Raw genomic sequence first — 24861 nt, 5'->3', positions numbered from 1 at the left:
GAGGGATGAGCGCGGACGGGCGTGGCGCGGTACGGACCGGGAGCGCACGGCTGTGCGCGTCGCCCGGCCTCGCCGGGGGCGGACGGCTGGGTCTGGTGACCAATCAGACGGGGGTCCTGCCGGATCTGCGGCCCCTCGCGCCCGCACTGCTGGAGGCCGGCGCACGGCTGGTGGCGCTGTTCGGACCGGAGCACGGGCTGGACGGAAGCGGGCAGGCCGGCGAGGGCGGAACCGCCCGGACGGACGCCGTCACCGGACTGCCGGTGCACGACACCTACCGGTGCGAGGGCGAGCGCCTCGACAAGCTGCTGGCCGGCAGCGTTGTGGACGCGCTGGTGTACGACCTCCAGGACGTCGGGGCCCGGTTCTACACCTACGTCTGGACCATGTTCGACCTGATGGTCTCGGCGGCCCGCACCGGCGTGCGGTTCGTGGTCGCCGACCGGCCCAACCCGCTCGGCGGGCTCGTCGGCGAGGGACCGCTGCTCGATGCCCGCTGGGCGAGCTTCGTGGGACGCGCGCCCGTCCCCGTCCGGCACGGGCTCACCAGCGGTGAACTCGCCCGGTGGTTCAACGCCCGGGCCGTGCCCGAACTCGCCGGCCGACCCGCCGCGTTGACCGTGATCGAGGCGGTCGGCTGGACGCGCGACCAGGACGCCGGGGGCACCGGGCTGCCCTGGGTCGCGCCCTCGCCGAACATGCCGACGCCCGCGACCGCCGCCGTCTACCCCGGCACCTGTCTGTTCGAGGGCACGAACCTCTCCGAGGGCCGGGGCACCACCCAGCCCTTCGAGATCGTCGGGGCGCCCTACCTCGACGGCCGGTTCGCGCCCGCGCTCGCCGAACTCGCCCTGCCCGGGGTCCGCTTCCGGGAGCTGCGCTTCGTCCCGGCCTTCCACAAACACGCCGGGCAGCCGCTGCGCGGGGTCCAGCTGCACATCACCGACCGCGCGGCGTTCCGGCCCGTGCGCACCGCCGTCGCGATGCTCGGCACCCTGCGGCGGCTGTACCCGGCCGACTTCGCCTGGCACACCACGGAAGACCCCGCCGGGCACCGGTACTTCATCGACCTGCTGTGGGGCTCCGACCGGTTGCGGCACACCCTCGACGCGGGCGAGGACCCGCTGCCGCTGTGCGATCCGCCCGCGCACCCGCGCGCGTGGGCGGGCGACGACGTACTGCTGTACCGCTGAGAGCCGGGGAGGACGACCCGCCGATGACGACAACTCCGTTCGGTGACACGGTGGTTCGAGGGTTCCGGGTCGGTGACGGACCACCGCTGGCCGAGGCCTGGAACCGGAGTGCGCCGGCCGACCCGATCAGCCCGGAACGCCTGCGTTCGCTCGTGCTGCTGGACGCCAACTTCGACCCTGAGGGCCTGCGGGTCGCGGTGGCCGGGGACGGGAGCGTCGCCGGCGCGGCCTACGCGGTGCGCCGGCTGACCCCGCTGTACGGCACCGACGTGGAGCCACGGCAGGGCTGGGTCCCGTTCTTCTTCGTCGATCCGGCCGCGCGCGGGCGGGGCCTCGGCCGCCTGCTGCTGACCGAGGCCCTCGACTGGCTGCGCGCGCACGGCCGCACCAGGGTGGACTTCTCCTCCTACACCCCGAACTACCTCCTGCCCGGCCTGGACGCCGAGACCTACCCGGAGGCGGCGAAGCTCCTGGACTCGCTGGGCTTCCGAACGCTGTACGAGGCGGCGGCGATGGACCGCTCCCTGGTCGGCTACCGGCTGCCCGCGGCCGTCGCCCGGCGCCACGACGAACTGGTCGCGCGGGGTTACCGGTTCGGGACGCCGGCCGACGACGACCTGGTGGAGCTGATCGCGCTGGCGCGCGACCACTTCACCCCCGACTGGGCGCGCGCGATCCGGGAGTGCCTGGTCTCGGGCACGCCGCCGGAGCGGATCGTCGTCGCCCGGGAGCCCGCGGGGCGTCTCGTCGGCTGGGCGATGCACGGCGCGTACGCGTCGGCGCCGGAGCGGTTCGGGCCGTTCGGGGTGCTGGCGCCGGCGCGCGGCACCGGGCTGGGCAAGGTGCTGCTGCACATGGTCCTCGGCCGTATGCGGGCGCACGGGGCGCACGGCGCGTGGTTCCTGTGGACCGGCGAACGGTCCCCGGCGGGCCATCTGTACCGTGCGGCCGGCTTCACCACGACCCGGGTGTTCCGGGTGCTGCGCCGGGAGACGGACCGGTGACGGGGTCCCGGCGCGGTCCGAGCCGGCGGCACTTCGCGCTCGCGCTGCCCTCCGCCCTGCTCGCCGCGGGCTGCGCCGGCCGGCACCAGGGCACCGGCCGCCCCGGGGACCCGATCGTCCTCACCCTGCTCTCCCACTACTCCAGCGGGGTGCTCCGCAAGGCCCTCCAGGAGCCGGTCGACGAGTGGAACGCCACCCACGACCGGGTCAAGGTGCGCACGGAGGCGGTGGAGTTCACCGATCTGCTGACCACCTTCATGGTCCGGCAGGCGGCCGGTCAGGGCGCCGACATCGTCCAGCCGTACTGCCTGTGGACCGGCCAGCTGGTGCGGGCCGGTGTCCTGCGGCCCGCCCCGCCCGAGCACGCCGAGGAGATCAGACGCGACTACAGCGCGGCGGCGGTCGGCGGCGCCTCGGTGGCGGGCGGCGTCTACGGCTACCCCACCGAGGTGCAGACGTACGCCCTCTACTACAACGCCCGGCTGCTGCGCGCCGCCGGCCTCGGGCAACCCCCGCGCAGCTGGCCCGAGTTGGAGGAGGCGGCGGCCCGCACCATGCGACGGGACCGGTACGGCAACACCCTGGTCCAGGGGTTCGGGTTGTCGGTGTACGACGACTCCACCACCGTCGGCCAGACCCTCGCCCTGCTGAACGCGGCCGGGGGCGGCTTCGTCACGCCGGACGGCGGCCGCACCGCCCTCGACTCGCCGGCCGGACGCGCGGTGTTCGAGCTGGAGCACCGGCTGGTCACCAGGGGTGCGAGCGCCCCCGGCGTCAACGTCTACCAGGCGTTCCCGTCCGGGCAGGTGGCCATGGTGATCAGCGCGGGCTGGTGGACGGGCAGCCTTAAGCTGCTGATGGGCGCGGACTACCGCGACGTCGGTGTCGCGCCCGTGCCGGTCCCCGCGGCGGGCGACCGGCACGCCACCCTCTCCACCGGCTTCCTCCTCGGGGTCAACACCGCCTGCCGGCACCCGGACGCGGCCTGGGAGTTCCTGCGCTGGCTCAACGCCGGCAGGACCCGGGTGCGGGGCGGTGCGTCGGTGACCCGGATGAGCGCCCTGCAGGCGGCGGTCGGCTCGCTCACCGGCCGCGCCGACGACATGCGGGCCCTGCTGGGCAGCGGCGGCGACCCGAACATGCGCCCGTTCCTGGACGCGCTGGCCTACGCGGTGCCGGAGCCGAACGGGCCGGGCGCGCAGCAGGCCAAGACGCTGCTGCGCACGAACATCGAGGCGCTGTGGACCGGCCAGCAGTCGGTCGACCGGGCACTGCGCACCATCCGCCGCCAGGTCGACCGGGAGGTGGCGCGCTCATGGTGAACACCCTGGCGCCGCAAACGGCCGGACCGGCCACGCACCGGCCGCCGCTCACCGGGGCCGGCCGGGACCGGGCGCGGCGCCGCCAGACCGCCGTCGCCTACCTCTTCCTGGCCCCGGTGCTGCTGTTCTTCGCGGTCTTCCTGGTGCTGCCGCTCGGCTTCGCGCTGCTGCTGTCGACGTCCCGCTGGGCCGGGTTCGACCTGTCGGACATCCGTCCGGCCGGACCGGCCAACTTCACCGGTCTGTTCGCGGACGGCTCGACGTTCCTCGTGCCGGTCCTCACCAACACCCTGCTGTTCGCCCTGGGCACGGTGGCGCTCGCGCTCGCCGGGTCGGTGCTCGTCGCCACCTGCGTCGACAGGCTGCGGCTCCAGGGGCTGTGGCGCACCCTGTACTTCCTGCCGATGGTCACCACCGTCGTCGCCGTCGGCAATGTGTGGAAGTACATGTACGAGCCGGGCGGCCTGGTCAACGGCGTCCTCAACGCGCTCGGCCTGGGCTCGGTCGCGTTCCTCCAGGACCCGCGCACCGCGCTGCCCTCGGTGGTGGTCGTCCAGGCGTGGGCGTCGGCCGGTTCGGCGGTCCTCGTGCTGACGGCGGGGCTGAAGTCCATCCCGGTGACGTACTACGAGGCGGCCGCGCTGGACGGCGCCGGAGCCGTCACCGTCTTCTGGCGGATCACCCTGCCGCTGCTGCGGCCGTCGCTGCTGTTCGTCTGCGTCACCCAGTTCCTCACCGGGCTCCAGTCGTTCGCGCTGATCACGGTGATGACCAAGGGCGGCCCCGGGGACGCGACCGCGGTGGCCGCGCTGGAGATGTACCGGCAGGCGTTCTCGTACGGCGACTGGGGCACGGCGAGTGCGGCGGCGTTCGTGCTGTTCGTCGTGGTCCTGCTGATCACCCTGGTGCAGCTGTGGCTGTTCCGGCGCAGGGGGGAGGACGCGTGAGCCGGCGCCGCCGCTTCCCGCTGCTGTCGTATCTGCTGGTGGTGTCCGGTGCCGCGCTGATGGTGGTGCCGTTCCTCGACATGGTGATGACGTCGTTCAAGGGGCCGGGCGAGTCCGGCAGGCTGCCGTACCGTTTCCTGCCCGAGGCGTTCGGCCTCGCCAACTACCGGGCGGCGCTGACCCAGTTGAACCTGCCACTGCTGTTCCGCAACAGCGTCGTCGTGACGGCGCTGATCACCGCCTCGGTGCTGCTCACGTCCTCGCTGGCCGGCTACGCGCTCGCCAAGCTGCGCTTCCCGGGCCGGGACCTGGTCTTCCGGCTGGTCCTCACGACGATGATGTTCCCGCCGTTCCTCTTCTTCATCCCGCACTTCCTGATCCTGGCGCACTGGCCGCTGGCGGGCGGCAACGACCTGTTCGGGCGCGGCGGCGCGGGGCTGACCGTCAGCGTCGTGGCGCTCGCGATGCCGTTCCTCGTCAACGGCTTCGGGATCTTCCTGACCCGCCAGTTCGTGAGCGCGATCCCGGACGAGGTCCTGGAGGCCGCGCGGCTCGACGGGGCGGGCGAGTTCACCCTGTGGTGGCGGATCGTCCTCCCCCAGACCAAGCCGGTCCTGGTCACGCTCGCCCTGCTGACCTTCGTGGACGCCTGGAACGAGTACATCTGGGCCCTGCTGATCTCCACCGCCGACCCGGACGTGATGACCCTGCCGGTGGGCATCCAGCTCCTCCAGGACCACGTCGACCCCACCCGCACCATGCCGGTCGTCATGGCCGGACTGGTCCTCAGCATCCTCCCGGTCCTCGTCCTCTTCCTGCTGCTCCAGAAGCACTACGTCCGGGGCGTGATGCTCAGCGGCCTCAAGTGAGGGCGGGGGCGCACCAGACCGCTTCCAGGTCGTCGCAGCGGACGGTGATCGACGCGTCGGTGAGCGCGATCTCGTGCGTGCAACCGCCATCCCCGTCCGGGAGGATCTCGTCGAGCAGTACGGTGTCGACCCGCATCCAGTCGATGGCGCGGTGGTGGTCGACGGAGAAGTGCCGCACACCCGAGTAGCTGATGCGCAGGCCCTCGTCGTGCTTCCACCGGTTGGGCGCGAACTCCAGCACCAGCACGCCGCTCTTGTCAGTGGTCGGCCGGATCCCGGCCAGCTCCAGGTCCTTCACGCAGCGGGTGGCGGCCGGGATGTCGTAATGGCCGGGCGCGCAGGCGAAAGCGCGGGCGCCCGGCGGCAACCGGGCGCTGAAGCGCGGGAGTTCGTCCAGGTAGGCGCGCGGATCCAGGAAGAAGCCGTGGTCCTGCCAGACGGCCGTGACGTACTTCATCGGCAACCTTCCGGGGGTGCGAGGCGGTCGTTCCCGATTGTCCCCGGTGACGCCCTCGGCGATCCGCCGCCCCCGGACGCTCAGTCCGTCGTGCGGTCGGCGAGGAAGACGGCGGCGATCAGGGCCGCGGTGAGGACCAGGGCCGTGTTGGCGGCGACGGCGGTACGGATGCCGGGGAGGACGCCGGAGGCCCCCGTGGCGATCGCGCTCATGATCGGGGTGCCCATGGTGATGCCGATCTGCTGGCTCATGGTGGCCAGTCCGGTGGCCATGCCCTGTTCCCGGTCGGGCAGACCGCTCGTGGCGGTGACCATGAAGCCGACGATGAGCGCCATGTTGCCGACGCCGCCGACGAACGTCGCGGGCAGCAGCAGGGCGAGGCTCTGCGTGCCGGTGCCGAGGGCGAGCAGGGCGGCGGTCGCGGCGGCCTGCACGAGGGCGCCGGTGATCAGGGTCGTACGTGTGCCGGCGCGGGCGATGACACGGGGCGCGACGGTGCCGCCCAGGACGGTGCCCAGCCCCAGCACACCGAAGGACAGGCCCGCGGCCAGCGGCGGGAAACCGAGGACCCGCTGGAGGTAGAGGGTGAGCAGGAAGACCAGGGAGGTCTCGGTGACGAAGGCGAGGACACCGGCGATGTTGCCCCAGGCGACGGTGGGCCGGCGCAGCACCCGGACCGGGACGAGGGGCGCGGTCGCCCTCCGTTCGACGAGGTGGAAGGCGATCAGCAGCGCGATGCCGACGGCCAGGACGAGCAGCGCCGCAGGGTCGCTCCAGCCGTGTTCGCCGGCCCGGGTGAAGCCGAGCACGACGGCGAGCAGGCCGAGGGTGACCGTCAGCGCGCCGGGCAGGTCCAGCCGGGGCCGGACCTCGGGCCGGGACTCGGCCAGGACCATGGGGGCGATCACCAGGACGGCAGCGGCGACGGGCACGTTGATGAAGAACGACCACCGCCAGGACAGCAGATCGGTCAGCACCCCGCCGAGGACGGCGCCGGTGGTGAAACCGGCCGACATCAGCGCCCCGTTCAGCCCGAGCGCCTTCTGCCGCAGCGGCCCCTCGGGAAAGGACGTGGTCAGCAGGGACAGCCCGGCCGGGGTGACGGCCGCGGTGGCCAGGCCCTGGAACACCCGGGCCACGACGAGGACTTCGGGACCGGTCGCCAGTCCGCCGGCCAGCGAGGCCAGCCCCAGCACGGCCAGGCCGCCCAGGAACAGCCGGCGCCGCCCGAACAGGTCCGCGACCCGCCCGAAGAACAGGGTGAACCCGGCCGCGGGCAGCGCGAACGCGGTCGCGACCCACTGGAGGCCGGCCAGCGAGAAGCCCAGCCCCCGCCCGATCACCGGAAGGGCCACGTTCAGGATCGAGAAGTCCACCGCCAGCATGAACTGCGCGACCAGCAGCACCACCAGCGTCAGCCGCATCCTCGACGTGAGCCGCCCCGGCCCCGCTTCTTGCGGACCGTCCGGCAGCACCGACCGCTCCACCACACCATCGACGACAGACATGGGATTCCTTCCGACAGGCCACGACGGCTTCGACGGAAGGAATCCTGCGACCGTGCGCGCCCCCCTACCCAGACCCCGAAGACGGCTCGTCACGCGCTGGGTGGTCACGACATGACCACCCGGCGCGGGAAGCACCCGGCCACCGCTGCCGTTGCACGCAGGGCACGCCACCCGTCACCGGACTCACTGGAAGGCACCGCATGCCTGACTTCTCCGAGTTGAGCGACTTCCTGCGCAGCCGCCGCGCCGCCCTGACCCCCGAGGAGATCGGACTGCCGCGGCTGGCGGAGCGCCGCCGGGTCCCCGGGCTGCGCCGCGAGGAGGTGGCGCTGGCGGCCGGCCTGAGCGTCACCCACTACACCCGGCTCGAACAGGGCCGCGCCCAGCAGGTCTCCGACTCCGTCCTCGACGCGATCGCCCGCACCCTGCGTCTGACCCCGGACGAGTACGGCCACCTGATGGACCTCGCCCGCCCGGAACCGGCCGCCTCCCGCCGCCCGCCGGCGCCCCGGGCCGCCCGCGCCGACGAGGGCGTCCGCCTGCTCATCGACAGCTTCACGGACACCCCCGCCCTCGTCCTGGACCGGCGCAACGACGTCCTCGCCTGGAACGCCATGGGCCGTCTCCTGCTGGCGTCGCACCTGGACCCCGACGCCCCGGACCACCCCGCGCGGCGCCCCAACCTCACCCGGATGCTGTTCCTGGACGACCGCACCCGGGCGCTGTACCCGCGCTGGCAGGAGGAGGCCCAACTCGCCGTGGCCTCACTGCGGCTGGTCGCCGGCCGCCACCCCCAGGACAAGCGGCTCGCCGAGCTGGTCGGTGAACTGACCGTCCGCAGCGAGGAGTTCGCCCGGCGCTGGGCCAAGCACCCGGTGCGCACCTGCGTCGCCGGCACCAAGGAACTCGACCATCCCCTCGTGGGCTTTCTGGAGTTGTCCTTCCAGAGCCTGCTGGTGCCCGGCCCGTCCGACCAGCGCGTGATCGCCTACACGGCCCGCGTGGGCTCCGGTTCGGAGGCGGGCCTGCGGCTCCTCGCCGCCGCCCGGCTCACAGACCCACGATCTTGTTCCACCGGCGAGCGAAGTCCACGCGTTCCGCAGAGGTGATGTCGCGGGCGATGGCGAGGCGGGAGCGCATGGTCTCGTCGGGGAAGATCAGGGGGTTGTCGGCGAGGGCGGCGGTGTCCTTGTCCGGGTCGGCGGCGAGGACCTCCCTGGCGGCCGGCACCGGGCAGACGTAGTTGACCCAGGCGGCCAGCTCCGCGGCGACCTCGGGCCGGTAGTAGTAGTCGATCAGCCGCTCGGCGTTGGCCTTGTGCCGGGCCCGGTTGGGGATCATCAGGGAGTCCGACCACAGCTCGGCGCCCTCCTCGGGGACGACGAAGCGGATGTCGGGGTTGTCCGCCTGGAGCTGGATGACATCGCCCGAGTACGCCTGGCAGGCCAGGACGTCGCCGCTGACCAGGTCCTTGGTGTAGTCGTTGCCGGTGAAGCGGCGTATCTGGCCGCGGCCGACCTGCCGTTGCACCTCGTCGCAGACATCGTGGAAGTCGTCCGCGGTCCACCGGGTGATGTCCACGCCGTTGCCCTGCATCAGCAGCGCGAAGGACTCGTCCAGGCCGGAGAGGAGGGTGACCCGGCCCTTGAGGTCGCTCGCCCAGAGGTCCTTGACGGCGCGGATCTCACGGCCGAGCTTCCTGTGGTTGTAGGCGATGCCGGTGATGCCCGACTGCCACGGCACGGTGAACCTGCGGCCCTCGTCGAAGGCGGGCGAGCGCAGCAGCGGGTCGAGGTGCTTCGCCACGTTGGGCTGGTGGGCCCGGTCCATCTCCTGCACCCAGCCCAGCCGGACGAACCGCGCGCACATCCAGTCGCTGATGACGATCAGATCGCGGCCGGTCGGCTGGTGGTTCATCAGCGCGGGGCTGATCTTGCCGAAGAACTCGTCGTTGTCGTTGATCTCCTCGACGTACTCCACCCGGATCCCGGCGCGCTTCTCGAAGGCCTCCAGGGTGGGCCTGCGGTTCGGGTTCTTGTCGTCGGTGTCGATGTACAGCGGCCAGTTCGCCCAGGTCAGCCGGTGGTCGGTGGCCGACGCGTCGGTCACCGCGCGGTCGCCGGGGCGGACGTAGGCGGCGGGCACCCCGCAGCCCGCCAGGGCGCCGAGCGCGGCGGTGCCGCCGAGCGCGCGCAGCAGGGAACGGCGGGAGGGGGAGGTACGGGAGGAAGTCTGGGGCACCCCGGAAGGATGCCGTCCCCGTTCCCGAGCGCACAATCGACGCTGCGTCGAGCCGGACCGGCCCTGCCCGACACGTTGTCGATCACCCGGGAAGCGGCGCGGCCCCCGCGGACAGGCTCATCGCCTGCCCGCGGGGGCCGCATCGTTCAACGCCCTGAGGAACCGGGGGACTTGGCGCGCGGCCGACCGCCGCGCACCCGAGGACCCGCCGGGCCCCGGCGGGACGTCACGCGTCCAGCGACGTCATCACGTGCTTGATCCGGGTGTAGTCCTCGAAGCCGTACGCCGACAGGTCCTTGCCGTAGCCGGACTTCTTGAACCCGCCGTGCGGCATCTCCGCGACCAGCGGGATGTGCGTGTTGATCCACACGCAGCCGAAGTCCAGCTTCTTCGACATGCGCATCGCGCGCCCGTGGTCCTTGGTCCACACCGAGGACGCCAGGGCGTACTCGACGCCGTTGGCGTACTCGACGGCCTGGTCCTCGTCGGTGAAGGACTGGACGGTGATGACCGGTCCGAAGACCTCCTTCTGGATGATCTCGTCGTCCTGCTTGAGGCCGGAGACCACGGTCGGCGCGAAGAAGTAGCCCTTGTCGCCGACCCGCTTGCCGCCGGCCTGGACGCGGGCGTGGGCGGGCAGCCGCTCGATGAAGCCCTCGACCTGCTTGAGCTGGTTGGCGTTGTTCAGCGGGCCGTAGAGCACGTCCTCGTCGTCGGGCTGGCCGGTCTTGGTGTCCTCGGCCGCCTTGGCGAGCGCGGTCACGAACTCGTCGTGGATCGACTCGTGGACGAGGACGCGGCAGGCCGCCGTACAGTCCTGGCCGGCGTTGAAGAAGCCCGCCACCGAGATGTCCTCGACGGCCTTGGCGATGTCGGTGTCCTCGAAGACGACGACCGGAGCCTTGCCGCCCAGCTCCAGGTGGACCCGCTTGAGGTCCTTGGAGGCGGACTCGGCGACGGACATGCCGGCGCGCACGGAACCGGTGATGGAGGCCATCGCCGGGGTGTCGTGCTCGACCATCATGCGGCCGGTGTCGCGGTCGCCGCAGATGACGTTGAAGACGCCCTTGGGCAGCACCGAGCCGATGATCTCGGCGATCAGCACCGTGGAGGCGGGGGTGGTGTCCGAGGGCTTGAGGACGACCGTGTTGCCCGCGGCGAGCGCCGGGGCGAACTTCCACACGGCCATCATCATCGGGTAGTTCCACGGCGCGACCTGGGCGCAGACGCCGATCGGCTCGCGGCGGATGATCGAGGTCATCCCGTCCATGTACTCGCCGGCCGAACGGCCCTCCAGCATCCGCGCCGCACCGGCGAAGAAGCGGATCTGGTCGACCATCGGCGGGATCTCCTCGGAGCGGGTGAGCCCGATGGGCTTGCCCGTGTTCTCCACCTCGGCCGCGATGAGCTCCTCGGCGCGCTCCTCGAAGGCGTCCGCGATCTTCAGCAGGGCCTTCTGACGCTCGGAGGGCGTGAGGTCGCGCCAGGCCGGGAAGGCGCGGGCGGCGGCCGCCATGGCCGCGTCCACGTCCGCCTGTCCGGACAGCGGCGCGGTCGCGTACGCCTCGCCCGTCGCGGGGTTGACCACCTCGGTGGTCCGTCCGTCGGCGGCGTCCCGGAACTCACCGTCGATGTAGTTGCGCAGACGACGCAGCTCGGTGCTCACTGCCGGCCTCCTGATCTGGTTCGAGGGTTCGAGCTGACCAGCCCGGACAACCGCGAGGCTGTCCAAACGCTGAGACACCCCACCCTAGTCGGCGCCCCCACGTTTTCAACACCCCCAACGCATCCACTTCTGCGAAATCCGCAAGCTTCCATCTCTCAAACAACGGATTTCATCGATCGGGGCTTGCGAAACTGACGAGACCTCGTGCAGAGTGACCACGTGGCCAGTCGAAGCGCAGACCAGAGGGACTCGTCCCGCGAGTCCAGGAACGGCACCCCCCAGCTGGACGCCGTCTCCCTCGCCATCATTCAGCAGCTCCAGGAGGACGGCCGCCGGCCGTACGCCGCGATCGGCAAGGCCGTCGGTCTGTCGGAGGCGGCCGTGCGCCAGCGCGTCCAGAAGCTGCTGGACCAGGGCGTGATGCAGATCGTCGCCGTCACGGACCCGCTCACCGTGGGCTTCCGCCGGCAGGCCATGGTCGGCATCCACGTCGAGGGCGATGTCGAGTCGATCGCCGACACGCTGACTGACATGTCGGAAGTCGAGTACGTGGTGATGACCGCGGGCTCGTTCGACATCCTCGCGGAGATCGTCTGCGAGGACGACGACCACCTGCTGGACGTCATCAACAAACGCATCCGGGCGCTGCCCGGCGTGCGCTCCACCGAAAGCTTCGTGTACATGAAGCTGAAGAAGCAGACCTACATGTGGGGAACCCGATAACCGTGACCCAGAAGGACCTCAGCCGCACCGCGTACGACCACCTGTGGATGCACTTCACCCGCATGTCCTCGTACGAGAACTCGCCCGTCCCGACCATCGTCCGGGGCGAGGGCACCTACGTCTACGACGACAAGGGCAAGCGCTACCTCGACGGTCTCGCGGGCCTGTTCGTGGTCCAGGCCGGGCACGGCCGCACGGAACTCGCCGAGACCGCGTTCAAGCAGGCCCAGGAGCTGGCCTTCTTCCCGGTGTGGTCGTACGCCCACCCGAAGGCCGTCGAGCTCGCCGAGCGCCTGGCGGACTACGCCCCGGGCGACCTGAACAAGGTCTTCTTCACCACCGGCGGCGGCGAGGCGGTCGAGACCGCCTGGAAGCTGGCCAAGCAGTACTTCAAGCTGACCGGCAAGCCCACCAAGCACAAGGTCATCTCCCGCGCGGTCGCCTACCACGGCACCCCGCAGGGCGCCCTGTCCATCACCGGCCTGCCGGCCCTGAAGGCCCCCTTCGAGCCGCTGGTGCCGGGCGCGCACAAGGTGCCGAACACCAACATCTACCGCGCGCCGATCTTCGGTGACGACCCGGAGGCCTTCGGCCGCTGGGCCGCCGACCAGATCGAGCAGCAGATCCTCTTCGAGGGCCCGGACACCGTCGCCGCGGTCTTCCTGGAGCCCGTGCAGAACGCCGGCGGCTGCTTCCCGCCGCCGCCCGGCTACTTCCAGCGCGTGCGCGAGATCTGCGACCAGTACGACGTGCTGCTCGTCTCGGACGAGGTCATCTGCGCCTTCGGCCGCCTGGGCACGATGTTCGCGTGCGACAAGTTCGGCTACGTCCCGGACATGATCACCTGCGCCAAGGGCATGACCTCGGGCTACTCCCCGATCGGCGCCTGCATCGTCTCCGACCGCCTGGCCGAGCCGTTCTACAAGGGCGACAACACCTTCCTGCACGGCTACACCTTCGGCGGCCACCCGGTCTCCGCGGCCGTCGGCCTCGCCAACCTCGACCTGTTCGAGCGCGAGGGCCTCAACCAGCACGTGCTGGACAACGAGGGCAACTTCCTCCAGACGCTGCAGAAGCTGCACGACCTGCCGATCGTCGGCGACGTCCGCGGCAACGGCTTCTTCTACGGCATCGAGCTGGTGAAGGACAAGGCCACCAAGGAGTCCTTCAACGACGAGGAGACCGAGCGCGTCCTGTACGGCTTCCTCTCCAAGGCGCTGTTCGACAACGGCCTGTACTGCCGTGCCGACGACCGTGGCGACCCGGTCATCCAGCTCGCCCCGCCGCTGATCTCCAACCAGGAGACCTTCGACGAGATCGAGCAGATCCTGCGCGCGACCCTCACCGAGGCGTGGACCAAGCTGTAATCAGCTGACGGTGTGACCGCGACCGGCCCCGGAGCCGTCCGTTCGAGTGAGAACGGCGGCCCGGGGCCGTGTGCTGTCCGGCCACCGTGCGGCGGCTGCCTAGCGTTCCAGTGACCGATCGGCCCTGCCTTCGTTCCCCCGTACGGGGGAACAGGCACGGGAAAACGGATCAGAACCGAGGTGTACGCCCATGGAGGCTCCGCCGGACAACGACGTGCTGTGGGCACGCTCCCTGCACTTCACGCACCCCGACGGCTCCCCCGGACTCGCCGGGGTCTCGCTCGCCGTACGGGAGGGCGAGATCCTCGCCGTCAACGGCCCCCGCGGCAGCGGCAAGACGACCCTGCTGCGCTGTCTGTCCGGGCTGGTGCCGGTCCGCGAGGGCGAGGTGTGGTTCAACAGCGCCCCCCTGCACACCCTCGGCCCCGCGGCCCGCGAGCGGCTGCGCCGGGACCGCTTCTGCTGGATCGGCCCCGAACCGGGCCTGGTGCCCGAGCTGAACGCCTGGGAGAACGCCGCGCTGCCGCTGATGCTGCGCGGCACCAGCCGCCGCCGGGCCAAGGCCACCGCGCTGGAGTGGCTGGAGCGGCTGGACGTCGGCGAGATCGCCCGCAAGCGCCCGCACCGGCTGCGGCAGGCCGAACGCCAGCGGGTGTCGATCGCCCGCGCGCTGGCCCCCGCGCCCACGGTGCTGTTCGCCGACGAGCCGACCGCCCCGCTGCACCGCGCCGACCGGGGCCATGTGCTGCGCACCCTGACCAGCGCCGCCCGCTCGCACGGCATCACCGTGGTCCTCGCCACCCACGACCCCGAGACGGCCGCGCTCGCCGACCGCACGGTGAACCTGCTGGACGGGCGGCCGGTGCGGACCGTACATCTGCCGGAGGTCCCGGACGCGGAAGGCCGGGCCGCGTGCTCGATCTCCGTCTGACCCGAGCGGCCCGGCCCGCCGTCCAGCTGCGCCGCCTGCTGGTGGCGGCGGCCTCGGCGGGCACCGGGTTCCTGCTGCTGTCCTGCCTCGGCTACGCCCTGCACCACCCCGGCACGGCGGGCGCGGGGGCGCAGCGGCTGGCCTGGTGCGCGGTGCCGGTCGCCGCCACGGTGTACCTCGCGCTGGCGGTCGCCCGCACCGACCCCGGCACCCGGCCGCGCCCCGGCCTGTCCGCCCTCGGTCTCGGCCCGGCCCGGCTGATGGCGATCTCCTGTCTGGCCACGGCCCTCGCCACCGCCCTCGGCTCCGCGGCGGCCCTCCTGCTCTTCCTCCGTCTGCGCGGCGATCTGCCGGGCACGCGGCCGGCCGGTGCGGGGGCCGCGTTCGTGGCGGCCGGCGAGCCCCTGCCGCTGCCCGCCGTGCTGACCCTGCTGGCGGTCGTACCGGTGGTGGCCACGGCGGCGGTCGCGGTGGTCCTGCGGCCCAGGGACCCGCAGCCGGTGCGCCGGCCGCAGCGCAGGTACCTGCCGTTCGGCCGGTCCGCGCCGCCGGCAGGCACCGGCGGCGCCACCGTGCCGGCGCCGGGCCCCGCGGAGGGCGCCTCCCCGGCACCGGCCGACCCGGCCGGCCCCGAAGCCCCCGCGCCTGCCCCCACCCTGGCCGACAAGGCCGTGCTGCCCGGCCTGCCCTGGGCCGTCGCCCTGCTCGCCGCCGGCCTCACCGCCCAGGCGTACGCCGGCCGCACCGCCCCCGCGCACGCCCCCACCCTCGCCACGCTCCCCGGCGAGGCCGTAACGGTCCTGCTCGGCTGGGTCCTCACCGCCGTGGGCCTCGTCCTCGCCGCCCCCGGCCTCACCCACCTGTGCGGCCGCCTCCTCCAGTGCGCCCGCCCCGGCGCCCTCCGGCTGCTCGCGGGACGCGTCCTGATGGCGGAGGCCACCAGGATCGGCCGTCCGCTCGGCGTGGTGTGCGCGGTGGCCGCCGCCGGTTACGCGACGACCACCCTGTACGACGCCCCCGCCCGGGCCTTCGGCCCGCTGAGCGCCCTCGGCGCGCTGGTCGTCGCCGGCTGCGCCGTCGCCACCCTGCTGACCTCGGCGGTGGAGGCGCGCCAGGGCCGCGCCGAGACGACGGACGCCCTGCTGCGCCTCGGCGCGCCCACCACGGTGCTGCGCGGCGCCGCCGCCCTGCGCGCGTTCGCCCTGCTGGTCCTGTTCACCCCGCTCACCCTGGCGATCGCCGTGCTGGCGGCCTTCCCGCTGACCCACTGAGAAACCGCGGCAGAAAATCTCCCGAGCACCGATGAGTTCCGTCGCGGCCGGGTGTCTACCCCTGCGAATCGAACAACGTGCGACCCGGGAGACTCCATGTCCCAGCAGATGATCTTCGTGAACCTGCCCGTGAACGACCTCGACGCCTCGAAGAAGTTCTTCACCGAGCTGGGCTACACGATCAACGCGCAGTTCAGCAACGAGAACGCCGCCTCGGTCGTGATCAGCGACACCATCGTCGCGATGCTGCTCACCCGGCCGTTCTACGCCACCTTCACCAAGAAGGAGATCGCCGACGCCACGACCACCAGCGAGGTGCTGATCTGTCTGAGCGCGGACAGCCGCGAGAAGGTCGACGAGCTGGTCGGCAAGGCGCTCGCGGCGGGCGGCACGGAGAGCGGCCCCACCCAGGACCAGGGCTTCATGTACGGCCGCGCCTTCGACGACCTCGACGGCCACACCTGGGAGATCATGTGGATGGACCCGGCCGCGATCGAAGGCTGACCCGCTCCCTAGCATGGGCGGGTGCACCCGACACCCGCCCCGCCGCCCCGCGCCGCCCGCGGCCGTGAGATCGCCTCGCTCGCCGCGTTCGACCGGGTGGCCGCCGAGCGCGGCTCGCTCGCCGGATACCGCGTCCAGGCCGTGGACCTGACGGACCGTACGAGCGCGCTGCTGCGCCTCGACACCGCGGACGCCGTCTTCCTGGGCTGCCCGATGGCGCCGGAGGCCGCCGCCCGGGTCCGGGCGGCCGGCGCCCTGGTGTTCCCGCCCGTACCCGGCCTGCCCTTCGACCCGTACCGGGGCCGCCCGTACACGCCGGAGGAGCTGTTCGCGTCGCTGGAAGAGGGGTACGAGGCGACACCGGACGCGCGGGCCCACGCCTGGTTCCGGCGGACGACGGGGGACGGTGACGTCTTCGCCTCGATGCTCCGCGCGATCCACGACGACGCGGTCTCCGACGCGCTGGACGAGATCCTCGACGGCTGCCGGGTGGTCGGCGTGATGGGCGGCCACGCGACGGAGCGCGGCTCGGTCGAGTACGCCGGTGCCGCCCGCCTGGGCCGGTCGCTGGCCCGCGCCGGGTTCACGGTCGCCACCGGCGGCGGCCCCGGCGCGATGGAGGCGGCGAACCTGGGCGCCTACGCGGCCCCGTTCGCGGACTCCATGCTGGAGGAGGCGCTGGTGCTGCTCGCCAAGGCGCCCTCGTTCCGGCCGTCGGTGACCGAGTGGGCGCGGGCGGGCTTCGAGGTCCGCTCCCGCCGGCCCGGCGGCGGCATCTCGGTGGGCATTCCGACCTGGTTCTACGGCCACGAGCCGCCGAACCCGTTCGCCGCGCACATCGCCAAGTACTTCGCCAACGCCACCCGGGAGGACGGCCTGCTGGCCCGCTCCACCGCCGGTGTGGTCTTCCTGCCGGGCGCCGCCGGGACGGTGCAGGAGATCTTCGACAACGCGACGCCGAACTACTACGAGTCGCGCGGCGAGCCGAGGCCGATGGTGCTGGTGGACCGGGACCACTGGACGCGGGAGCTGCCGGCCTGGCCGCTGCTGCGCTCCCTCGCCGCGGGGCGGGCGCTGGAGTCCCGGATCGCCCTCGTGGACAGCATCGACGAGGCGCCCGACGCGCTCCTGCGACTGGGGGGATGACGGCCGGTCCCGCCTTGGGAGGACCGGAGGCGGGCCCGCCGTCGTACGCCGGCTCAGCCGAAGCTGGCGTGCTCCAGCCAGAGGTCCAGCACCTCGCGCTCGCCCACGACCTCCAAGCCGGGCGTGTCCAGCGGCAGCCTGCGGTAGAAGGCGAGCAGCACGGACGTCAGCGGGCCGCGCAGGGCGACCGTCGCCTTCTCGTGGCCGCGCCGCCAGGACACGCCCTCGTCGCCGACCTCGACCAGCCACTCGGCGTGCAGCGCCGGGTCGGCGTCGGTGGCGTGCAGATGGATGCTGCGGGCCGGCCCGCGCAGCTCCGCGGCCCACTCGCGCGCCCCGGTGCGCCGTACCCACTCCACCAGTTCCAGCCACTCGTCCAGCGCGTCGGCGGCGATGTCGGGCGCCACCTCGTAGGGCGCCTCGACGGTGAGCGCGGCGTCCGCGCGGTGGACGGTGATCTCATGGGCCATCCGGCGGGCCCAGAATCCGCTGGTGTGCACGCCGGTCCAGGTCCACACCTTGGTCTCGGGGCCCGCCTCGCGCAGCGCGCCGACGACCAGCTCCCCGGTCTCGGCCAGCCAGGCGTCCAGCGCCGCCGGGTCGCCCTGCGCCTCGGGACCGCCGCCGAGCGGGACCTGGTCGGTCGGGATCATCTCCTGGGCCTGCGCCCGCACCATCGTGCCCGCCCAGCGCAGGGCGCCGCCCATGTGCCGCACCAGCTGTTCCAGCGACCAGTCCGGACAGGTCGGCACGCGGGCCGCGAGATCGGCGCCGGAGGTGGCCAGCTCCCTCAACTGGCTTACCTGGTGGGCGATTTCGGCACAGTAACGTTCGTGAGCGAGATACGTCATGGGCTCACCCTAGGGGGCGGACCCGCACCCCAGCACGACGATTTCGGCCGCGTCGAACTCCGCGCCCACCACGTCACCGGCCGCCGGCGCGTCCCGCAGCGCGCAGGCCGCCTCCAGGCGCGGGCCGCCGCCTTCGGGCTGGAGGCGCACGGCCACATGGGTGCCCTTGAAGGTGCGGGCGGTCACCGTGCAGGGCAGTCCGGCGTCGGCCGCGGTCAGCCGTACCCCGGCGGGCCGCACCAGCAGCGACCGGCTGCCCTGCGGCGCGCCCTCGGGCACCGGCAGCTTGCCCCAGGGACTGTCGGCGACGGTTCCGGCGACGGTCGCCTCCGTCACGTTCTCGAAGCCGAGGAAGCGGGCCACGAACGCGTCGGCGGGCCGCTGCCAGACCTCCAGGGGCGTACCGGACTGCGCGACGCGCCCGTCGCGCATCACCACCACCCGGTCGGCCAGCGCGAACGCCTCGCCCTGGTCGTGGGTGACGGCCAGCACGGTCGTACCCAACCGGCCGAAGAGTTCCCGCAGTTCGACGACCAGCCGTTCCCGCAGCGAGCGGTCGAGCTGGCCGAGGGGTTCGTCCAGCATCAGCAGCCGGGGCCGGGGGGCGAGCGCGCGGGCGAGGGCGACGCGCTGCTGTTCGCCGCCGGACAGCCCGGCCACCGCCCGCCGGGCCGCCCCGGGCAGCCCGACCAGTTCCAGCAACTCCCCGACCCGGCTGTCCCGTTCGCCCTTCGCCGCGCCCTGCATGCGCAGCCCGAAGGCCACGTTGGCGCCGACGTCCCGCTGCGGGAAGAGCTGATGGTCCTGGAACATCAGGCCCACGCCCCGCCGGTGTGCCGGCACCCCGCCCTGGTCGTGGCCGGCGAGCGACACCCGCCCGGCGTCCAGGGGCTGGAGCCCGGCCACCACCCGCAGCAGGGTGGACTTGCCGCTGCCGCTCGGCCCGAGCACGCACACCACCTCGTGCTCGGCGACCTCCAGGTCCACCGCGTCCAGCACGGCCCGGCCGCCGAAGCGCACCGTCGCGCCCTGGAGACTCAGCATCAGAACTCCCCCGTCCGGTCGGTGCGCAGCCGCTCCAGGACGAGCAGGGCGGCGGCGCACACCACCATCAGAATGGTCGAAAGGGCCATCGCCTGGCCGTAGTTGAGGTCGCCCGGGCGGCTGAGCAGCCGGGCCACGGCGACCGGCAGGGTCGGGTTGTCGGGCCGGGCGATGAACACGGTCGCCCCGAACTCACCGAGCGAGACGGCGAACGCGAACCCGGCCGCGACCAGCAACGCCCGCCGCACCAGCGGCAGATCGACCTCCCGCCACACCTGCCAGGGCGAGGCGCCGAGCACGGCCGCGGCCTCCCGCAGGCGCACGTCCACCGCGCGCAGCACCGGCAGCATGGTGCGCACGACGAAGGGGGCGCCGACCAGGGCCTGGGCGAGCGGCACCAGGATCCAGGACTGGCGCAGGTCCAGCGGCGGCTTGTCGAGGGCGATCAGGAAGCCGAAGCCGACGGTCACGGCGGAGACGCCGAGCGGCAGCATCAGCAGCGCGTCGAAGCCCCGCACCAGCCGGCCGGCGTCCCGGCGGGCCAGCGCCGCGGCGGCGAGGGCGCCGACGACCACGGCGATGGCCGTGGCGGCGACGGCGTACTGGAGCGAGGTCCACACCGCGTGCACCGGCGCCACCAGGAACGTACCGCCGTCGGTGCGGGTCAGCGCCCGGTAGTAGCCGAAGCCGGGGGCGTCCAGGGAGCGCCGGACCAGCACGGCGAGCGGCAGCACCAGGAGCAGCGCGATGGTGAGGAGGACACCGGCGAGCAGCGCCCGTTGTCCGGCGCCGCGCGGCCGACGGGCGGTCACCTTCGGGTCGACCAGGCGCAGGGCGGTCTCGCGGCGCCGCACCGTCCAGGCGTGCACGGCGAGGATCGCGCCGACCGCGGCGAACTGGACGAGGGTGAGGACGGCGGCCGTGGACAGGTCGAACACCTCGGAGGTCTGCCGGTAGATCTCCACTTCGAGGGTGGAGAAGGCGGGACCGCCGAGGATCTGGACCACGCCGAAGGAGGTGAAGGTGAACAGGAAGACCATCAGCGCGGCGGCGGCCACCGCGGGCGCGAGGGCGGGCAGCGTCACCTGGCGCCACGCCCGCAGGGGTGAGGCGCCGAGCATCCGAGCGGCCTCCTCCTGCCGGAGGTCGAGCTGCGCCCAGAGCCCGCCCACGGTCCGTACGACCACCGCGTAGTTGAAGAAGACGTGCGCGAGCAGGATCGCCCACACCGTGGTGTCCAGCCGTACGCCCCACAGCTGGTCGAGCAGCCCGCCGTGGCCGACCAGCGCCAGGAAGGCGCTGCCGGCGACCACGGTGGGCAGCACGAACGGGACGGTGACGACGGCCCGCAGCACCTGCTTGCCGGGGAAGTCGAGGCGGGCGAAGACGAACGCGGCGGGCAGCGCGAGCAGCAGGGTGAGCGCGGTGGAGGCGAGCGCCTGCCAGCAGGTGAACCAGAGCACGTGCCGGATGTCCGGCTGGGCGACCACGTCCGCGATCCGCCCGAACCGCCAGCCGCCGTCGGTCCTCAGCCCGCGCGCGACGATCGCGGCGACGGGCCAGGCGAAGAACACGGCGAAGAACGCGACGGGCAGGGCCAGCAGCCCCAGCCGCGCCGCGCTCCCGCGCGAGCCCCGCCCGCGGGTGGTCACTTCAGTACGAGCGACGTCCACGCCTTGACCCACTGATCACGGTTGGCGGCGATCTTGTCGGGCGCCATGGTCTCGGGGTGCCGGGCGGCCGGACCGTACTCGGTGAAGTCGGCGGGCACCTTGGCGCCGGCCACGACCGGGTAGACGAACATGTTCAGCGGCATGTCCTCCTGGAACTCCCTGGAGACCAGGAAGTCGAGGAACGCCTTGGCACCCTTGGGGTTCTTGGCGTTGGCGAGCAGCCCGGCGAACTCGATCTGCCGGAAGCAGGTGCCGCTCACCACGCCGGTCGGTGCGGTGGCGGGCCGCTTCTTGGCGTAGATCACCTCGGCGGGCGGCGAGGAGGCGTACGACACGACGAGCGGCCGGTCGCCGCCGGCCTTCCTGCCCTCGGCGGACCCGGAGAACTCCTGGTAGTAGGCCTGCTCCCAGCCGTCCACCACCTTCACGCCGTTGGCCTTGAGCTTCTTCCAGTAGCCCGGCCACCCCTGGTCCCCGAACTGCGCGGCGCTGCCGAGCAGGAAGCCGAGGCCGGGCGAGGAGGTGGCCGCGTTCTCGGTGACGAGGAGGTTCTTGTACCGGGGCTCGGCGAGGTCGGCGAAGGACCGCGGCGGCGTCAGGTGGTGCCGGTCGAAGTAGGCCTTGTCGTAGTTGACGCAGATGTCGCCGTAGTCGACGGGGGTGACCCGGTGCCTGCCCTGGTCGAGCTGGAACTGTGCCCCCACCTTGTCCAGGCCCTTGGCGGTGTACGGCTGGAACAGGCCGTTGTCGAGGGCGCGGGACAGCAGAGTGTTGTCGACGCCGAAGAGGACGTCGCCCTGGGGGTTGTCCTTCGTCAGGATGGCCTTGTTGACGGCCTGTCCGGCGTCGCCGTCCTTGAGGACGCGGACCTTGTACCCGGACCGCTTCTCGAAGTCCTTGAGCACGCTCTTGGACACGGCCCACGAGTCGTGGCTGACGAGCGTGACGGTCTTGGAGTCCGCGGCGCTCTGCCCGGTCGAGCCGCACGCGGACAGCGTGACCAGGCCGAGCCCGACCGCCGCGGCCACGAAGGTCTTCTTGTGCACTTGATGGTCCTCCTGGGGTTGGCCAGGAAGAACGCGGCCCTGTCCGGAATGTCCGGACAGGGCGCAACAGCTTGAGTAGTGACCGAACTTCCTACCCAGAATGACCTGGGCGAGGTTCAGAGGGTCTGCGGCCTGGTGCCGCACTCTCAGCGCTGTGGCGCTCCCCTGTCGGAATATGAAGATGTGATGGAACGGGCCCAGATTACCGCTCGGTGGCCGCGAGCTGACCACACGCCCCGTCGATCTCCTGTCCGCGGGTGTCCCGGATGGTGACGGGCACACCGTGCGCGGCGATCGCCTCGACGAAGGCCTTCTCGTCCTCCGGCCGGGAGGCGGTCCACTTCGAGCCCGGAGTGGGGTTCAGCGGAATGAGGTTCACATGCACGGGCCGGCCCCTGAGCAGCCTGCCGAGCCGGTCGCCGCGCCAGGCCTGGTCGTTGATGTCGCGGATGAGCGCGTACTCGATCGACAGCCGGCGCCCGCTCTTCTCGGCGTACTCGAACCCGGCGTCCAGCACCTCGCGCACCTTCCACCGCGTGTTCACGGGGACCAGGGTGTCGCGCAGCTCGTCGTCGGGGGCGTGCAGCGAGATGGCCAGCCGGCACTTGAAGCCCTCGTCGGCGAACCGGTGGATGGCCGGCACCAGCCCGACGGTGGAGACGGTGATCCCGCGCTGCGACAGCCCGAGCCCGTCCGGCGCCGGATCGGTGAGCGCGCGGATGGCTCCGACGACCCGCTTGTAGTTGGCGAGCGGCTCCCCCATCCCCATGAAGACGATGTTGGACAGCCGCGCGGGCCCGCCGGGCACCTCCCCGTCGCGCAGCGCGCGCATCCCGTCCACGATCTGGTGGACGATCTCCGCGGTGGACAGGTTCCGGTCCAGCCCCGCCTGCCCGGTCGCGCAGAACGGGCAGTTCATCCCGCACCCCGCCTGCGAGCTGATGCACATGGTCACCCGGTCCGGGTACCGCATCAGCACGGACTCCACGAGGGTGCCGTCGAACAGCTTCCACAGCGTCTTGCGGGTGGTGCCCTCGTCGGTCGACAGATGCCGGACGACGGTCATCAGCTCCGGGAACAGCGCCTCGCGCAGCTTCTCCCGCGAGCCGGCCGGAATGTCCGTCCACTGCTCCGGGTCGTGCGCGTACCGCGCGAAGTAGTGCTGCGACAGCTGCTTGGCACGGAACGGCTTCTCACCGGTCTGGGCCACCGCTTCCTTGCGCTCGGCAGGCGTGAGATCGGCAAGGTGCCGCGGCGGCTTCTTGGCTCCGCGCGGCGCGACAAAGGTGAGTTCTCCGGGCTTGGGCATGGTGGTACCAGTGTCGCAGATCCATCGGGGTGGCCCGGGGCCGCCGGTCGCCGGGGCCGCCGCGGGCGGGGTGCCGCGGCTTTTTGACTTCGAGTACTTGAAGTTCCTACGGTCGATGAAGTGAGTGCACCAACCGCCCAGCGCACATACACGATCAAGGAAGTGGCCGTCCTGACCGGGCTTCCGGCCAGCACGCTGCGCTACTACGAGTCGATCGGGGTGATCGCCCCGATCAGTCGCGGTGCGAGCAGCAAGCACCGGATCTACGACGAGGACGACCTGGACCAGCTGATGTGGGTCGCCTGCCTGGCCGCCACCGGCATGTCGGTGAGCGACATGCGGCAGTACGTGGCGAACGGGCGGCTGGGGCCCGCCGCCGCGGGCGAGCAGATCGAGCTGCTCGCGCAGCAGGAGCGGCGGCTGGCCCGCGAGGCCGAGTACATCGCCCTGCGTCAGCGGTACGTCCGCCTGAAGATCGACTACTGGGGAGCCGTCCGGTCGGGCGACGACGCCCGCGCCCGGACGCTGTCGGAGCAGGCGCGCACGCTCGCCGACGAACTCAAGCGGGCCAGGAAGCAGTAGCCCTGTCGCGCGCCGCCCACCGGCCGCCCGGATCCGCCCCGGCTGCTCGCCCGACGCGGGTCGCCGCCGCGTGAGCACTCACACACCCCCACGACACCGAAGACGAAGGAACCCTTCTTCATGCGCGTCAACGCCTACGCCGCACCCGCCGCCGGCCGGCCCCTGGCCCTCACCACCATCGAGCGCCGCGACGTCGGACCCAACGACGTACTGATCGAGATCGAGTACGCCGGCATCTGCCACTCCGACATCCACACCGTCAACGGCGACTGGGGGCCGCAGCCCTTCCCGGTCGTGCCCGGCCACGAGATCGTCGGCATCGTCACCGAGGCCGGATCCGCCGTCACCAGGCACCGCGTGGGCGACCGCGTCGGCGTCGGCTGCATGGTCAACTCCTGCGGCGAGTGCGCCAACTGCCTGGCCGGCGACGAGCAGTACTGCGTCAAGGGCATGGTCTCCACGTACGCCGGCACCGACCGCGACGGCACCACCACCCAGGGCGGCTACTCCACCCACGTCGTCGTCGACGCCGACTACGTCCTGTCGGTCCCCGAGAGCCTCGACGCGGCCGCCGCCGCGCCGCTGCTCTGCGCCGGCATCACCACCTACGCCCCGCTGCGCCGCTGGGGCGCCGGCCCCGGCAAGAAGGTCGCCGTCGTCGGGCTCGGCGGGCTCGGCCACATGGCCGTCAAGATCGCCCACGCCCTCGGCGCCGAGGTGACCGTGCTGTCGCAGTCGCTGAAGAAGCGGGAGGACGGGCTCCGCCTCGGTGCCGACCACTACCACGCCACCTCGGACCCCGACACCTTCGAGCAGCTCGCCGGCCGCTTCGACCTCATCGTCAACACCGTCAGCGCCGCCATCGACCTCAACGCCTACCTCGGCCTCCTCGCCGTCGACGGCACGCTGGTCAACGTCGGTGCGCCGGCCGAGCCGCTCAGCGTGCACGTCATGTCGCTGATCGGCGGCCGCCGCTCCTTCGCCGGATCGCTGATAGGCGGCATCGCCCTGACCCAGGAGATGCTCGACTTCTGCGCCGAGCACAACATCGGCGCCGAGGTCGAGGTGATCCCCGCCGACAAGATCAACGAGGCGTACGAGCGGGTGCTGGCCTCCGACGTGCGCTACCGCTTCGTCATCGACGTCAAGACCCTCGCCTGACCGGCCGGCGCGCAGCGCCCTGCGGCCCCGCTCGAGCCGCGGGGCC

At 72.4% G+C, this 24861-nt stretch carries 23 protein-coding genes; 14 read left to right on the top strand and 9 right to left on the bottom strand.

The genetic code is table 11. The annotated features are described in order from the left end of the window. The first annotated feature begins 95 nt into the window (after positions 1-95). Genes ACSP97_RS25615 through ACSP97_RS25595 form a run of 5 tightly spaced genes read left to right on the top strand, consistent with a single transcriptional unit; the run spans position 96 to position 5335 of the window. Positions 96-1193: an exo-beta-N-acetylmuramidase NamZ family protein gene (locus tag ACSP97_RS25615; protein ID WP_440554423.1), complete on the top strand. Its 1098-nt coding sequence runs from the start codon at positions 96-98 to the stop codon at positions 1191-1193. Positions 1194-1216: 23 nt separating this feature from the next. After that, the gene (locus ACSP97_RS25610; protein WP_440554422.1) at positions 1217-2197 is read left to right on the top strand and encodes a GNAT family N-acetyltransferase; all 981 of its coding nucleotides are present in this window, start codon (positions 1217-1219) and stop codon (positions 2195-2197) included. Further along, on the top strand, positions 2194-3519 hold the full coding sequence (locus tag ACSP97_RS25605) for an ABC transporter substrate-binding protein (RefSeq protein ID WP_440554420.1): 1326 nt from the start codon (positions 2194-2196) through the stop codon (positions 3517-3519). Before ACSP97_RS25610 ends, ACSP97_RS25605 begins: the two co-directional genes overlap by 4 nt. Further along, complete coding sequence (locus ACSP97_RS25600) at positions 3513-4466, top strand: carbohydrate ABC transporter permease (RefSeq protein WP_440554418.1); 954 nt, start codon at positions 3513-3515, stop codon at positions 4464-4466. The genes ACSP97_RS25605 and ACSP97_RS25600 overlap by 7 nt, the downstream gene beginning before the upstream one ends. After that, a complete protein-coding gene (locus ACSP97_RS25595) occupies positions 4463-5335 on the top strand; it encodes a carbohydrate ABC transporter permease (protein ID WP_355325266.1) in 873 nt (290 codons plus the stop codon). Before ACSP97_RS25600 ends, ACSP97_RS25595 begins: the two co-directional genes overlap by 4 nt. Here the strand turns inward: ACSP97_RS25595 and ACSP97_RS25590 are convergent. Further along, the gene (locus ACSP97_RS25590; RefSeq protein WP_355152346.1) at positions 5328-5792 is read right to left on the bottom strand and encodes a hypothetical protein; all 465 of its coding nucleotides are present in this window, start codon (positions 5790-5792) and stop codon (positions 5328-5330) included. The genes ACSP97_RS25595 and ACSP97_RS25590 overlap by 8 nt on opposite strands. Positions 5793-5872: 80 nt before the next feature. Then, the gene (locus ACSP97_RS25585) at positions 5873-7300 is read right to left on the bottom strand and encodes an MFS transporter (RefSeq protein ID WP_440554416.1); all 1428 of its coding nucleotides are present in this window, start codon (positions 7298-7300) and stop codon (positions 5873-5875) included. A gap of 200 nt (positions 7301-7500) precedes the next feature. Between ACSP97_RS25585 and ACSP97_RS25580 the strand changes: the two genes are divergently transcribed. Then, entirely contained in the window at positions 7501-8409 is a 909-nt protein-coding gene (locus ACSP97_RS25580; RefSeq protein ID WP_440554414.1) for a helix-turn-helix domain-containing protein, read from the top strand. On the opposite strand, the gene ACSP97_RS25575 is transcribed toward ACSP97_RS25580, so the two are convergent. Beyond that, entirely contained in the window at positions 8351-9541 is a 1191-nt protein-coding gene (locus ACSP97_RS25575; protein ID WP_440554412.1) for a polyamine ABC transporter substrate-binding protein, read from the bottom strand. The genes ACSP97_RS25580 and ACSP97_RS25575 overlap by 59 nt on opposite strands. Positions 9542-9767: 226 nt before the next feature. Beyond that, complete coding sequence (locus ACSP97_RS25570) at positions 9768-11207, bottom strand: gamma-aminobutyraldehyde dehydrogenase (RefSeq protein ID WP_355152343.1); 1440 nt, start codon at positions 11205-11207, stop codon at positions 9768-9770. A 204-nt stretch (positions 11208-11411) separates the two neighbouring features. Here ACSP97_RS25570 and ACSP97_RS25565 point away from each other — a divergent pair, with 204 nt between their 5' ends. The 6 genes from ACSP97_RS25565 (at position 11412) to ACSP97_RS25540 (ending at position 17149) form a co-directional block, all read left to right on the top strand. Then, on the top strand, positions 11412-11930 hold the full coding sequence (locus tag ACSP97_RS25565; protein WP_070022263.1) for an Lrp/AsnC family transcriptional regulator: 519 nt from the start codon (positions 11412-11414) through the stop codon (positions 11928-11930). Continuing rightward, positions 11915-13297, top strand: coding sequence for an aspartate aminotransferase family protein (locus ACSP97_RS25560; protein ID WP_355152342.1), 1383 nt, complete (start codon positions 11915-11917; stop codon positions 13295-13297). Before ACSP97_RS25565 ends, ACSP97_RS25560 begins: the two co-directional genes overlap by 16 nt. 190 nt (positions 13298-13487) lie before the next feature. Beyond that, on the top strand, positions 13488-14228 hold the full coding sequence (locus ACSP97_RS25555) for an ABC transporter ATP-binding protein (protein WP_355152341.1): 741 nt from the start codon (positions 13488-13490) through the stop codon (positions 14226-14228). Beyond that, positions 14210-15499, top strand: coding sequence for a hypothetical protein (locus ACSP97_RS25550; RefSeq protein ID WP_358677941.1), 1290 nt, complete (start codon positions 14210-14212; stop codon positions 15497-15499). The genes ACSP97_RS25555 and ACSP97_RS25550 overlap by 19 nt, the downstream gene beginning before the upstream one ends. Before the next feature lie 96 nt (positions 15500-15595). Next, positions 15596-16003 (top strand): VOC family protein, encoded by a 408-nt coding sequence (locus tag ACSP97_RS25545; RefSeq protein WP_355152339.1) that lies wholly within the window; start codon positions 15596-15598, stop codon positions 16001-16003. A 21-nt stretch (positions 16004-16024) separates the two neighbouring features. Then, positions 16025-17149 (top strand): LOG family protein, encoded by a 1125-nt coding sequence (locus tag ACSP97_RS25540; RefSeq protein WP_440554408.1) that lies wholly within the window; start codon positions 16025-16027, stop codon positions 17147-17149. 53 nt (positions 17150-17202) lie between these two features. Here ACSP97_RS25540 and ACSP97_RS25535 read toward each other — a convergent pair whose 3' ends face one another. The 5 genes from ACSP97_RS25535 to rlmN all read right to left on the bottom strand — a co-directional run bounded on the left by ACSP97_RS25535 (position 17203) and on the right by rlmN (position 23072). Then, entirely contained in the window at positions 17203-18000 is a 798-nt protein-coding gene (locus ACSP97_RS25535; protein WP_355152337.1) for a maleylpyruvate isomerase family mycothiol-dependent enzyme, read from the bottom strand. 9 nt (positions 18001-18009) lie between these two features. Beyond that, the gene (locus ACSP97_RS25530) at positions 18010-19044 is read right to left on the bottom strand and encodes an ABC transporter ATP-binding protein (protein WP_440554406.1); all 1035 of its coding nucleotides are present in this window, start codon (positions 19042-19044) and stop codon (positions 18010-18012) included. After that, on the bottom strand, positions 19044-20645 hold the full coding sequence (locus ACSP97_RS25525) for an ABC transporter permease (protein WP_355325496.1): 1602 nt from the start codon (positions 20643-20645) through the stop codon (positions 19044-19046). The genes ACSP97_RS25530 and ACSP97_RS25525 overlap by 1 nt, the downstream gene beginning before the upstream one ends. A 47-nt stretch (positions 20646-20692) precedes the next feature. Further along, on the bottom strand, positions 20693-21763 hold the full coding sequence (locus ACSP97_RS25520) for a thiamine ABC transporter substrate-binding protein (protein WP_440554404.1): 1071 nt from the start codon (positions 21761-21763) through the stop codon (positions 20693-20695). A 202-nt stretch (positions 21764-21965) separates the two neighbouring features. After that, positions 21966-23072 (bottom strand): 23S rRNA (adenine(2503)-C(2))-methyltransferase RlmN, encoded by a 1107-nt coding sequence (rlmN, locus tag ACSP97_RS25515; RefSeq protein ID WP_355152335.1) that lies wholly within the window; start codon positions 23070-23072, stop codon positions 21966-21968. Between the two features lie 120 nt (positions 23073-23192). Here rlmN and ACSP97_RS25510 point away from each other — a divergent pair, with 120 nt between their 5' ends. Then, positions 23193-23654, top strand: coding sequence for a MerR family transcriptional regulator (locus ACSP97_RS25510; RefSeq protein ID WP_358273584.1), 462 nt, complete (start codon positions 23193-23195; stop codon positions 23652-23654). Between the two features lie 120 nt (positions 23655-23774). Beyond that, positions 23775-24815 carry an NAD(P)-dependent alcohol dehydrogenase gene (locus tag ACSP97_RS25505; protein ID WP_355152333.1) on the top strand — a complete coding sequence of 347 codons (1041 nt, stop codon included), beginning with the start codon at positions 23775-23777 and terminating at the stop codon, positions 24813-24815. The last annotated feature ends 46 nt before the right edge of the window (positions 24816-24861 follow it).

Origin of the sequence: Streptomyces sp. SCPE 10, assembly GCF_051980735.1 — a bacterium.
GTDB lineage: Bacteria > Actinomycetota > Actinomycetes > Streptomycetales > Streptomycetaceae > Streptomyces > Streptomyces misionensis.
Note: the sequence above shows the minus strand (reverse complement) of the source record. Positions and strands in the feature narration are given on the sequence as shown.